We start from the raw sequence: 12,302 nt of genomic DNA, 5'->3' as shown, positions 1-12,302 counted from the left end.
GAATGCCCTTCAAGGTTAACTAAACGTTGCCAGCTGCTGACTGAACCACGTTTGCATAAACTGCCTTGTCGCCAGGCCCTGCTGACAGGCCCATGAGAAATGCTGGTCGGCGCTGTGCAGGTGTTCGCGCAGGCGTTGCCGCACCGCTTCAGCGCCTAGCAGCGCCACCAGCGTAGATTTGCCCTCGTCTTTATTCGTATCCTTACCGGTGCCGCTGTGTCCGTCGGCCAGGTCGTCCAGTAGCTGAAACGCCTGACCCAGCTCGCGGGCAAAGCAGTTCAGTTTGCTCTTCACCGCTGGCGAGGCATTTGCTGCCAGCGCGGCCATTTGCAAGGTGGCGTTAAACAGCACGCTGGTTTTCAACTCATTGGTATCGGCAATGGCTTCGGCGCTGCGGGCAGCGCTACCCTCGCGCAGATCCCGGAATTGCCCCTGAACCAGCCCCTGTAAACCGACCGCCGCAGAGAGTTCAGCGACGGCCTGAGTGCGGCAGGTATCCGACAATCCCGCCGCGCCCGCCACCACGCCAAAGGCGTTGCTCAGCAGCGCAACCGCCGCCAGAATCGCCACGTCCTGGCCAAATTGCCGGTGGATGGTCGGTCTACCCCGCCGTAGCGCCGCATCGTCCATGCAGGGAATATCATCCAGCATCAGCGAGGCCGCATGCGTCATCTCGACGGCACAGGCCAGATCCAGCAGGCCAGGATGATTTCTGTCGCAGCCTAAATCACCGGCGGCCAGCATTAACAGCAAGGGCCGAATGCGTTTACCGGGCGCGAGCGTGCCTTCCCGCATCGCTTCACTTATCCGATCTCGTTCGCTGCCCACCGGTAAAAGTTGGGACAGACGCTGGTTGACTGCGTCACGCAGCCTGCGCAGTTCGCTTTCCTGACTCAGTAAGGGGTCGACATTGGCTGAAATCGTTGCTGTCACGGGTTTCTCCGTTATGTTCGGGAGTGAGCGATACCGCAAACGTTCTGCTGCCAGGCAGCTACCCGGCCAGGCGTTAACTTCAAAGAACGAATGACGGTCAGACTCGGGAGAGCTTCATTTGTTAAGACTAGATTAGAATGAATAGTTTGCTGACTTCACTCACAAATATTGGGCGAATTTTTTGCCGGGTCGAAAGTCTACCGGGAAAAATAATGCAGACTTAAAATGCCGGTTGAAAACATTGAAGAAGCACAGCAGCAGAGAGCGGGAAGGATCAGCGCAGCGTGGAACAGTTTTGGAAACGGATTCATACAGGAAGGCGGGAAATAAAAAGGCGTCCCGCAGGACGCCCTTTTCACTTACATCTGCACCAGATTTTTAATTTTCACATCTGGATTAACGTCGGCATCGTAGTCCACACCGCTCAGACCGAAGCCGAACAGGTGCATGAACTCGGTTTTGTAGCCAACGAAGTCGGTCAGCTCGTTCAGGTTTTCGTCAGTCACGGTCGGCCACAATTTGGTGACTTCGTCCTGCACTTCCGGTGCCAGCTCTTTATAGTCGGCACGCAGACGGCCCACCTCATCCAGAATTGGCGATGCGCCGTACAGGCTATCTTTAAACAGGCCGTAAACCTGCTCAATGCAGCCTTCGTGAGTACCCTTCTCTTTCATCACTTTAAACAGCAGCGACAGGTACAGCGGCATGACCGGAATAGCGGAGCTGGCCTGGGTGACCACGGCTTTCAGTACGGAAACGCGCGCGTCGCCGCCTTTGTCAGCCAGCGTATCGCGAATGGTCAGAACACGCTTGTCCAGATCCTTTTTCGCTTCGCCAATGGAGCCGTTCCAGTAGATGTCATGGGTGATCTGCTCGCCCAGGTAGGTAAAGGCGGTGGTTTTTGCGCCGTCAGCCAGCACGCCGGCCGCTTTCAGATCGTCGATCCACATCTGCCAGTCTTCCCCCCCCATTACCGCGACGGTGCCGTCGATTTCTTCCTGAGAAGCCGGCTCCAGCGTGATGTCGGTGATGGTTTCTTTATCGGTATTCAGGCCGCGAGTGGTCAGCGTTTTACCGACTGGCTTCAGGGTGGAGTTGAACACTTCACCGGTTTTCGGATGGGTACGGCGTGGCGCGGCCAGGCTGTAAACCACCAGATCAACCTGACCCAGATCCTGTTTAATCAGTTCAATGGTCTTCTGCTTCACGGCGTCTGAGTAAGCGTCGCCGTTGATGCTTTTGGCATACAGGCCTTTTGCTTCAGCCAGCTCTTCAAATGCCGCAGAGTTGTACCAGCCCGCCGTGGCGGTTTTGTTTTCTTCGCCCGGACGCTCGAAGAACACGCCCAGCGTGTCGGCTTCGCAGCCGAAAGCAGCGGAGATACGTGCCGCCAGGCCGTAACCGGTAGACGCGCCGATCACCAGCACTTTTTTCGGGCCGTTGGCAATTTTGCCATTGCGGGTTACATACTCAATCTGTTTTTCAACGTTAGCTTTGCAGCCTGCCGGATGGGCAGTAATACAGATGAAGCCACGAATGCGTGGTTTAATAATCATGTCGACCTCAAGATCGTCTTAGTAAATATGCGCAGTAGAATACCCGCTAGTGTGCTTTCAAGTAAAGCAGGCGGGCGGTAAGGCGCGGCGAGTCGGCTTATTTGCTTATTTCTCAGACGCAATTTGCCCTTCGCCGTACAAATTTTGTTGCCGTACGCCTTGTGGTCGCTTGCGGTTAGCGCGCTTATCTGGCATTTTGGAATCAATCATTTCCTATATGCGAAATTTATGAACGCTTCTGTTACCCAAAATACAACCAAAGAACGCGGTCGCCCGCGAGAGTTCGATCCCGAGCTGGCGGTCGATAAGGCCATGCTGGTATTCCGCCAAAAAGGCTATCACGCGGCTTCTGTTGCCGATTTAAGCGAGGCGATGAATCTCACCGCGGGCAGCATCTACAAGGCGTTTAAAGATAAGCGCAGCCTGTTTCTTCGCGCGTTCGAACGCTATATCTCAGTGCGTAATGCCGATCTGCGTCAGCGCATGGAAAACGGTGCTGACGGCCGCGAGCGGCTCGCAGAGGTGTTGAAATTTTATCTCGAATCCGCTCACGGCGTGGAAGGAAGGCGCGGTTGCCTGGTGGTCGGCAGCGCGACCGAGCTTCAGGTGCTGGATGATGAGCTGGCGGCGCTGGTGCAGCAGGCGATAACGCGCAACAAAACGCATTTGTTGTCGCTGCTTTCACAGGGGCAACAGGATGGATCCGTCTCGGCCGGGCTGAATATCGAAACGGCGGCTGACGTGCTGCTGTCGCTGCTGTTTGGGCTGCGGGTGGTGGGTAAAGTCGGCAATATTGCCGATCCTGAAGCCGTGGTCGCTATGGTATTAAAAATCGTCGATTAAAATTTATCTATTTTGGAAATGATCAGTTCCTAATTAACCGTTCATGGAGATCTTGTTATGCCAAATCCACAACATGCGATCGCTCACGCATTGCCGCTTCGCCAGGCCTGTGCGCAACCGCACTCTTCTGCCGTCAGCGGGCTTGAAGGGTTCGTCCACCGCTATGCCACGGTCGACGGGGTGCGGTTGCATTACGTCACGGGAGGAAATCCTGACGGCGAAACGCTGGTGCTGCTGGCAGGCTTCCCACAAAGCTGGTACGCATGGCGGCAGGTGATGCCGTTGATGAACACCTTTCATATTATCGCGCCCGATTTACCGGGCCAGGGCGATTCCGACCGACCGGATTCCGGTTATGATACCCAGGCGCTTGCCGAAAAAATCCACGGCTTACTGGCTCAGTTAAAGATAGATCGCTATTTTCTGGCGGCGCATGACGTCGGTGCCTGGGTCGCGTGGCCTTTTACGGCGCTTTACGGTGATGAAGTGAAACGCCTGGCCCTGTTGGATGCCGGAATTCCTGGCGTGACGTTGCCGGACGCGCTGCCGGTCACCCCGGATAAGGCGTGGAAAACCTGGCACTTTGCCTTTCATTCGATTGCCGATCTGCCGGAAGCGCTGATTACCGGGCGCGAGAGAATTTATCTGGAATGGTTTTTAAAGAGAAAAACGGCCTGCCCGGATGTGTTTACTGAGGACGATCTGGCGGAGTATTTGCGCGTTCTGACCCGCGACGGCGGCCTACGCGCCGGGCTGGCTTATTATCGTGCCGCTGAGCTTTCAGCCCGACAAAACAAAGCCTTGCTTGCCAAAGGAAAACTGCCAATGCCGGTGTTAGCAATCAGCGCCGATCACGGCTCCATTGCCGATATGGCGGCACCGCTGCGCCCGTTTGCCGAAAACGTTTCCGGCATACGGGTTCCTTACTGCGGCCATTTCCTGCCTGAAGAGCAGCCGCAGGCAATCGCCCGCGAGCTGAGTGATTTTTTTAACGACGCGTCAGTGCAAGCCGCACCCCCAGCGAAATAAAGGTCGCGCCGACTACCCGGTCCAGCCATCTTTGCAGCTTGTGATTTTTCGACACGGCGCTGGCGGCGCTGCCCGCGATCAGTGCAAAGGTGGTATCCGTGGCAAATCCGGCAATGGCATAGGTAATCCCCAACACCACGAACGAAAGCGCCTGGTGTTCGCCGCCAACGGTCACAAACTGCGGGAAAAAAGCGATAAAGAACAACAGGACTTTAGGATTGGTAAGGGTAGTGATAAAGCCACGTGACAGCAGGCTACCGGTACTGACGGCAGGAATGGATTTGATTTCCTCTGACGGTTTCGCCTTCTTGCTAAAGGTGCTCCATATCATGCGGCTTCCCAGCCAGATCAGATAGAGCGCGCCCATGTATTTAACCATCAAAAACAGCGTTGGTGAGGCGGCAATAATCGCCGTTAAACCTACAGCGCTGGCCACCGTGTGCGCGCAGCTTCCCAGCGCCACACCCGCCGCGGATATCACGCCAGAGCGGCGGCCATTGGCGATGCTTTGCCCGATAACGTAAGCCAGGTCCGGGCCGGGTGTGACAACCAGCACCAGCACGGCGGCAACAAACAGCGGATAGTGAATGATATCGAGCATACAACTTCTCCATTGACGAAGCCGGGCTGTCCTCTGCTGGCTTCCGGTTTAAAAACGCAGGCGATAATTAAGGTCGTATCAGCGTGCCTGATTAAACAGCAGATCAACACCCGCCTGTTTTTCCAGTTTATTAAGATAGCGAAGCGTTGCCGGGCCGAATTGCACGCCGGAAACAATGGTGAGCGAGCGCAGTAGCGGGAAAAGGATAAAGTCCGTGGTGTCCACAGCCGTTCTGCCTGCTAACAGGGGTTCCAGCGTTTCCAGCCTGGCATGCATATCGCTTAACAGTGCTGGCGTATCGGCCATCAGCGCATCCAGGTCGCCAAACGCTTTTCTTTCACGAGCGATATAGGCTCCCCTTGCCTCTTCGGTTGCCAGCTCGGCAAAGTCGCCCTGAGTAAAGCGCGGGATCGCCAGCAGGAACAGCGTTTTGGTGGCTTCATCGCACCACTGTTTAACGGCCGGATCGATCCCGGCGTCGGTTAGGCGCGGTGCTGACAATGCATCGACAAATTTCACAATATCCATGCTTTCTGCCATAAAAGTGCCGTCATCTTTTTCAAGTATCGGCACCACTTTGCGGCCAACCATGCGTAGAGGAATTTCGCTGTTACCTTCCGGGATCACCGCCGTTGCATAAGGAATATTTTTCAGGCCAAAGATCATTCTTGCCCGTACGCAAAAAGGACAGTGTTCATAGATATGCAGTTTCATCGGCAACTCGCTGGTATTATTGAGGAATTTAACAGGGTGAAAAAAAGCCATACTACCTCTGAGCAGAAAAAGTTGCCACCGCCGCCGTCTTTTCATCCCGGCCGGGTCGGGTCATAAAAGGCATGATTTGTGCGAAGGGTGTAACTATCTGCCGCCTGTAATGTAGTAAATTTTCAAAATCCGTCTACGCTTCCAGTATTGTCATAGTTATTGTTGAACTAAGGAAAGGATGATGAAAATTAAAACAATTTTAGCCGCTGCCCTGCTTTTTACCACCGTTGGCGCGCTGACAGGCTGCTCTTCTAATCAGGCAATCCGCACCACCGACGGCCGCACTATCGTGACGGATGGTAAGCCTCAGGTTGATGACGATACCGGTCTGGTCTCCTTTAAGAATGCCCAAACCGGCAAAACAGAACAGATCAATCGCGATCAAATCAGCAATATGAACGAGCTCGATAACTGATAAAAGGAACTGAAAATGAAAAAATCATTGGTTTTACCGCTGGTTGCATTGTTCGGCATGGCCTTTTTATCCGGCTGCACCACCACGAGCTATGCGATTCATACTAACGATGGTCGAACGATTATCAGCGACGGCAAACCGAAAGAGTCGGAAACCGGACTGCTGGGCTACACCGATGCGAACGGCGTTAAGCAGCAGATCAATAAATCTGACGTGAAGGCCGTTTCGGAAGTGCCTCACTAAGATCGATGGCCGCCTGCGGGCGGCCTTGTTGTTAAGGGTTGTTAATGCCGACTGGCGCAGCCACATTTCGCCATTTCACCGGGCGCGGCTTTCGCCAGATGAGAATGTCTGATTCTCAGCTCACCCTCACGCCATGCGCCCTCTTCTTCACGGCGGTTCTTCAGCAGCCGGTTTAACGCTTCCGTCACCAGCAATGCATAAGGCTGTGCCCAACTGGTCAGATGCCAGGTGGAAGTACCGGCTTCATCACTATCGTCAAAGCCCGCCACGCCAATGTGTGCGCCCTGTCCGAAATCGCGAATGGCCTGCATTGCGCCAAAGGCCAGCAGATCGTTTTCACAGAAGAGTGCGTTAATTCGTTCCGACGCCCGCGCCTGTTTCAAATAGCGCATCATCGCCTGATAGGCGGATTCGCGATCGCTATCGCCCGCGGTTAGCACTTCAACTTTTTGCCCGGCAACCTGCAAGCCTGCGATGTAGCCTGCCAGCCTGCGCGAAGGTTCAGCGCCCGCTCGTCCTTGCAGATAACCAAAGCGCTGATGCGGCTGATCCGCCAGTAATCGCCCGATTTGCTCTGCCGCCGCATGGTCGTTAATGCTGACGCTATCCTCAGCATCAGCGCTGCTGCTGCAAACAGGGATAACCGGGTAAGGAAGCGGTTCTTTCAGCGCGGCCAGCATGTTACTCGCCGGTGCCTCCAGACAGATCAGCCCAGCCAGCGCCAGCTGGCGGGTTTTTTGCAGTAAGTCTGGATGCGCATCGACAGGCAGCAACAGCGTCAAATACCCCCGTTCACCGAGCTGCCGGGTAAGTTCATCCAGCATCTTTACGCTAAAAGGCGTGGCGGGCACGGGACTGATGACGCCGATAAGGTTCACTTTTGGGCTGGACTGATGCGCAGGTTCGCTGTTCATTGTTGATTCGCCTTCAGGTTAACTGGAGTGAGTAACAGTAAGGGAACCCGACGGCTTTCAACAGGTTAATGCAGAAAATATGTGCGGCAGCTCGAAGTTAATCAGTCACGCAGCAGCTCAAGGACATTTTGCGCCGACTGATTTGCCATTTTCATCACTGCGTTTTGGCCCTGCTCTTTAATTTGCGCTTTTGCCAGCTGGCTGCTTTCCTGCGCGTAATCCGCATCGTCGATACGGCTTTGCGCTGCCTGCGTGGCGATGCTCTGCTGGCTTAACACCGATTTGTTGGATTCGTAGCGGTTGATTTTTGCACCATAGTCGGCGCGATAGCCGCTGACCGTTTCCAGTGCGGCATCCAGCGCCTGCATCGCGGTTCGGGTGGATCCGTCCGTCAGCAGGCTGGTGTTGGCTAATCCCAGCGATTTTGGATCGCTCGGCGTCGCGTCAATCGTATCCGACTGCAACGGCTGACCATAGTTGGCGCTGGTGACTACCGTTAACGGCCCGCTCTGTTTCGGCGGAACGGTGGGGGTAATCGTCGGTTCGGGTAGCGTCCCCCAGGTCAGATTGGCGTTAAAGGAACCATTGCCTACCACCACCACAATCAGGTCTTCCGACACGCTATCAATGGTGATCCGCTCCTGCGAATTTCCGGCCACCAGGCCATCGTTATACCCGCCGGTGGCCGCATCTTCGTAACGATCGCCGTCGCCGCTGTAGCTGATGTCCATGCCGTTGTAGCTAAGCGCATCGCTGCCGCTTAAGTTCCACGAGGAGCCGCCGGTAATCAGCTCGCTGTCGTCATAGCTGGCTCCGCTGCTGAATCCATTGCTGGTGGTGAGCAGTGCGGTAGCAGATGCGTCATCGGTCACGCCCTTGCTCGCCCAGGTGTAATCCGCATCGCTGCCGTCGATCGGCGTTCCCACCAGATGTTTGCCGTCGCGGGTAAAGAGTTGCAGGTCATCATCCATGCTCAACGAGTCAATGGTGATCGAGATATTCGTTGCACCGGCAGGAATATACGCCAAAGGCACCACGCCGGAGCTGAACGAATAGTTCTGCCCCTGCACCGGGAATTTGGTATTGATTGGCGCTACATCGCCCAGCATAACCGGTGGCAGCTGCGGGTGTCCGGTTGCCAGCGGAAATTTGCCAAAAATTTCAGTGCCGTTGGCAATATTGCCGATTGCTGCAAGGATCTGCTGATATTCCCCGTCCAGGCTCTGACGATCGGAAACCGACATCGTGCCGTTTGCGGCATGCACAGCAATGCTTTTGGCGCGGATAAGCATATCGCTGACGACCGACAGGCTGCCTTCCGCCGTTTGTGCATAGCTAATTGCGTCGTTCAGACCGCGCGTCACCGTGCTGTCGGCATTGATATTGGACTGCATGCGGTTAGCAATGGCCTGGCCTGCCGCATCGTCTTTAGCACCATTGATACGCTGCCCGGAGGAAAGCCGCTCAATAGACTGCGCCAGCAGAGACATGTTGGCTGTCCGCGACTTGTTCGCCGATGCGACCGTTTCGTTATGGTTTACAGATAACATAATCACTCAGTGCAGTTATTGGAGGTGAATGGGATTATCGGCTTCGCTGTAACGGGCTTTAGCGAAATGAACAACCTTTACACAGCGCGTGGAAGGTACCGGTTCACCCAAACAGCCAACATCCTGCCCTGCGTTGTCGGCGATTATGCAGCTACAGCAGTTGCTACGGTGATCTGCGTCCTGCCTGAAAACGCTAACCGGGCAGATGACTGCGGCAATGCTGCCGCAGTCACGGTATAACGTTACTGACTAATCGTTTGCTGTAGTGCAGCAACGGACGAGGCGATTCCGGCATCCACCGACATGGTTAAGTCTTCCATTTCCAGCGAGACCCATTCGTTGTAGCCCATCATGCGCACCACCGAGAAGAATGCTTTCCACCACTGGAGATCCTGACCGCAGCCTACCGCCACATAGTTCCAGGCGCGGTTAGCCACCTCCTCCACCGGTTTGGTTTCGAGCAGGCCATTAATATCGACCAGCCCGCGCTCCAGGCGAACATCTTTGCCATGTACATGATGGATTGCCGGCCCCAGCGCACGGGCGGCGGCAATCGGATCGGCGCCCATCCAGATCAGATGGCTGGGATCGAGGTTAAGTCCGACCATCGGCCCTACCGCATCGCGCAGGCGGAACAGCGTTTCCGGGTTCCACACCAGCATCGCACTGAAGTTTTCCAGCGCAAAGCGTTCCACGCCGCTGTGACGGGCACGCTCTACCAGCCCCAGCCAGTAAGGGATAGCGACCTCGTTCCACTGATAGTCGAGGCAGTTTTTCAGCGTCGGCGGCCAGCTGACCGTGTAGGTAATCCAGTTCGGGATGGTATCGTGCGGGCTGGCGGGCGGCAGGCCGCTCATCATCACGATTTTCTTCACGCCCAGCTCGCCCGCCAGCTGCAACGCCTCTTCGGTTTCCTGTTTGTGTCGCTGGCCCAGCGCACCGGGATCAAGCGGGTTGCCCGAGACGTTGAGCGCGGCGATGGTCATGCCCCGGCTCTCAATCGCTTTTAAGAACTGCTGGCGCTTGCCCGCACTTTCCAGCAGTTCTTTGGTGCGGATGTGCGGGGCCGAAGACCAGCCGCCGGTGGTCATCTCCACGCCGGTGACGCCAAGCTCCAGCAGCTTATCCAGCATCGGCTCAAACGGCAGATGACCCAGACTGTCGGTACAAAATGAGAGTTTCATACTTTTCCTTATTGGTAGTTGACCCACAGGGAGCCGCGATCGGCTGAACGGACACAGTTTTCAATCCAGCGCACGCCCTCAAGGCCGGCGTTGATATCGGGATAAATCAGCGTTTCAAGCGTCTGGGTGTCGCCGCGCTGGGTGGCGCTGATGGCAATAGCAAATTTCAGGTAGATATTGGCCCAGGATTCGGCCAGCCCTTCGGTATGCAGCGCGCCCAGCCGTTCATCCGCCAGCGCGCTTTCGTCGAGGTAAGGCATACCGTGATGCAGCGTCTGATTTGGCTGGCCCTGCACCTCATATTTGAGTTCGCCCGGGTTGGCGTCGCTCCATTCCAGGCTGGCGCGGGAACCGATAACACGAATACTCTGGCTGTCCATCGATCCGGCATTAATGGCTGAAGCCCACATGCGCCCCACCGCGCCGGTTTCGTAGTGCATCAGCACCATCGCGTTATCTTCCAGCGGGGCGCGGGACGGAATAAAGCTCTGCCGGTCGCATAACAGACTTTTGATTTTCAGTTCGGGCAGCACCAGCTGCGAGATATAGAAGGTATGGGTAGAGATGTCGCCCAGTACAAAAGAGGGCCCGGCGATTTTCGGATCGACACGCCATTTCTGCGCGTCGCTGAATTTATCGGCGCTGTCGCTGGCGTTGAAACCGTGGGTATATTGCAGCTCCACCATTCGCACTTCGCCAATTTCACCTTTGGCGATCATTGCCCGCATCTGCATCAGCAGCGGATGCCCCGAAAAGCCGTAGGTCACGCCAACAACCAGCCTTCTGGCTTCGGCCAGCGCTTTGATCTCCTCTGCTTCGGCACGGGTGAAAAACAGCGGCTTTTCACAAATCACGTGAATGCCCGCCTCCAGCGCCGCTTTGGTAATTTCATAATGGGTGCCGTTTGGCGTGGCGATGGTCACTACTTCAATACCGTCGTCACGTTTGGCTTCTTCCGCCAGCAGCTGCTGGTAACTGTCATAACAGCGTTCGCCAGCAATACCGAGGTTTATGCCAAACTCCCGTCCGCGCGCCGCATCAATATCAAAGGCGCTGGCGACCATCTGGTAAGCGGTATTGTCGCGTAATGCTCCACTGCGATGTTTATAGCCAACCTGACTCAGCCGCCCACCGCCAATCATCGCCCAGCGCAACGGGCGTGAAATCTGTTTTTCACCGTTTAACATAGTTGCTCCATACATTTTATTGCACCCGGGTGCAATTTAAGGTTGATAAAAACTACTGAGGGTTCATATCGGCAAACTGCTGATAATTTGCTTTGGTGACGGTCTGGTAAGGGATCCAGTTATAGTTGGCTGCTTTTTGCTTCTCCAGCAGAGCGTGAGCCACCTTTACTGCGCCACTGGCCTGGCCTTTCGCATCCTGAAAAATCGTCACCACCATTTCGCCATTTTTAATGAATTGCAGGCCGTCGGGCGTGCCGTCAATACCGGCCACCAGCACATCTTTGCGCTTCGCCTGGTTCAGCGCCATGATCGCGCCAATCGCCATTTCATCGTTGTTTGCCACAATGGCGTTTACTGGCGTGCCGTTGAGTAACCAGCCGGAGACCACGTCTACCGCCTCGTTACGCTGCCATTTGGCGCTCTGCTTCTCCACCACTTTCATCTCCTTATGCTGTGCGACAAACGCTTCAACGGCCCGGGTGCGTTCGCGCGCTTCTTCGTTCGATAAAGCACCCATCAGAATGGCGATATTGCCCCGGTAGTTCATCTGTTTCGCCAGCGCTTCTATCTGCATTTTGCCGCTCAGCGCGGAGTCGGAACCCACATAGGCCATGGCACCACTCAACGGCACTTCCGGTTTGCGGTTAACAAAAATCAGCGGAATATTGGCCTGCTTCGCAGCATTGATCATCGGCGTAACCCCTTGAGTATCAACCGGGTTAAGAATGATGGCGTCGACGCCCTGATTAATAAAATCTTCGACCTGCTGTACCTGTAATGCGACGTCACCTTTGGCGTCTGAGAACTGGCTTTTTATTCCCTGCGCCTTAAGCTCTTCAATCATTTGCGTACGTAAAATGGAAACGAAATTCAGGTCAAAGTTGGCCAGTGCCACGCCAACCTGCCAGGTTTTTGCCTGGGCGCTGGATGAGAGCACCAGTAATAAGATAAAACAGAGTGTCTTTTTCATCATCGGGTCCTGTAGGGTAAGAATAATTATTCATTCCGTGACGCGAAGAGCGACCTCTCACTGCCCTTTTAGCCATAACTTGTCGTTGATAACGGGATGACTGTGGGATGCG

Annotated in this window: 13 protein-coding genes; 4 read left to right on the top strand and 9 right to left on the bottom strand. The window is 55.2% G+C overall.

Translation table 11 applies throughout. The annotated features are described in order from the left end of the window. Positions 1-15: 15 nt before the first annotated feature. Together AAGQ96_RS09960 and fabV are read right to left on the bottom strand one after the other, a co-directional pair. Positions 16-933 (bottom strand): polyprenyl synthetase family protein, encoded by a 918-nt coding sequence (locus AAGQ96_RS09960; protein ID WP_342755414.1) that lies wholly within the window; start codon positions 931-933, stop codon positions 16-18. Positions 934-1,292: 359 nt separating this feature from the next. Next, the gene (gene fabV / locus AAGQ96_RS09955) at positions 1,293-2,489 is read right to left on the bottom strand and encodes an enoyl-ACP reductase FabV (RefSeq protein ID WP_147197630.1); all 1,197 of its coding nucleotides are present in this window, start codon (positions 2,487-2,489) and stop codon (positions 1,293-1,295) included. A gap of 228 nt (positions 2,490-2,717) precedes the next feature. On the opposite strand from fabV, the gene AAGQ96_RS09950 reads away from it, so the two are divergent. Beyond that, on the top strand, positions 2,718-3,332 hold the full coding sequence (locus tag AAGQ96_RS09950; protein WP_342755413.1) for a TetR/AcrR family transcriptional regulator: 615 nt from the start codon (positions 2,718-2,720) through the stop codon (positions 3,330-3,332). 57 nt (positions 3,333-3,389) lie between these two features. Further along, positions 3,390-4,361: an alpha/beta hydrolase gene (locus AAGQ96_RS09945; protein ID WP_342755412.1), complete on the top strand. Its 972-nt coding sequence runs from the start codon at positions 3,390-3,392 to the stop codon at positions 4,359-4,361. Here AAGQ96_RS09945 and AAGQ96_RS09940 read toward each other — a convergent pair. After that, positions 4,321-4,962 carry a LysE family translocator gene (locus tag AAGQ96_RS09940; protein WP_342755411.1) on the bottom strand — a complete coding sequence of 214 codons (642 nt, stop codon included), beginning with the start codon at positions 4,960-4,962 and terminating at the stop codon, positions 4,321-4,323. The genes AAGQ96_RS09945 and AAGQ96_RS09940 overlap by 41 nt on opposite strands. 78 nt (positions 4,963-5,040) lie before the next feature. Beyond that, the gene (grxB, locus tag AAGQ96_RS09935; RefSeq protein ID WP_342755547.1) at positions 5,041-5,676 is read right to left on the bottom strand and encodes a glutaredoxin 2; all 636 of its coding nucleotides are present in this window, start codon (positions 5,674-5,676) and stop codon (positions 5,041-5,043) included. A 232-nt stretch (positions 5,677-5,908) separates the two neighbouring features. Here grxB and AAGQ96_RS09930 point away from each other — a divergent pair, with 232 nt between their 5' ends. Both AAGQ96_RS09930 and AAGQ96_RS09925 read left to right on the top strand, forming a co-directional pair. Next, a complete protein-coding gene (locus AAGQ96_RS09930; protein WP_147197622.1) occupies positions 5,909-6,142 on the top strand; it encodes a YgdI/YgdR family lipoprotein in 234 nt (77 codons plus the stop codon). A 15-nt stretch (positions 6,143-6,157) separates the two neighbouring features. Then, entirely contained in the window at positions 6,158-6,385 is a 228-nt protein-coding gene (locus AAGQ96_RS09925) for a YgdI/YgdR family lipoprotein (RefSeq protein WP_147197620.1), read from the top strand. Positions 6,386-6,426: 41 nt separating this feature from the next. On the opposite strand, the gene AAGQ96_RS09920 is transcribed toward AAGQ96_RS09925, so the two are convergent. The 5 genes from AAGQ96_RS09920 to AAGQ96_RS09900 form a co-directional block, all read right to left on the bottom strand. Continuing rightward, on the bottom strand, positions 6,427-7,299 hold the full coding sequence (locus tag AAGQ96_RS09920) for a substrate-binding domain-containing protein (protein WP_342755410.1): 873 nt from the start codon (positions 7,297-7,299) through the stop codon (positions 6,427-6,429). Positions 7,300-7,400: 101 nt separating this feature from the next. After that, a complete protein-coding gene (locus AAGQ96_RS09915) occupies positions 7,401-8,849 on the bottom strand; it encodes a flagellin (protein WP_342755409.1) in 1,449 nt (482 codons plus the stop codon). A 242-nt stretch (positions 8,850-9,091) separates the two neighbouring features. Then, positions 9,092-10,033, bottom strand: coding sequence for a sugar phosphate isomerase/epimerase (locus AAGQ96_RS09910; protein WP_147197614.1), 942 nt, complete (start codon positions 10,031-10,033; stop codon positions 9,092-9,094). Positions 10,034-10,041: 8 nt separating this feature from the next. Then, a complete protein-coding gene (locus AAGQ96_RS09905; RefSeq protein WP_342755408.1) occupies positions 10,042-11,220 on the bottom strand; it encodes a Gfo/Idh/MocA family oxidoreductase in 1,179 nt (392 codons plus the stop codon). A gap of 52 nt (positions 11,221-11,272) precedes the next feature. Then, positions 11,273-12,193, bottom strand: coding sequence for a substrate-binding domain-containing protein (locus AAGQ96_RS09900; protein WP_342755407.1), 921 nt, complete (start codon positions 12,191-12,193; stop codon positions 11,273-11,275). Positions 12,194-12,302: the final 109 nt, after the last annotated feature.

The organism is Pantoea sp. MBD-2R, from assembly GCF_039134845.1.
In the GTDB taxonomy this organism is placed as follows: Bacteria; Pseudomonadota; Gammaproteobacteria; order Enterobacterales; family Enterobacteriaceae; genus Erwinia.
This window is presented reverse-complemented; position numbering and strand designations above follow the sequence as displayed.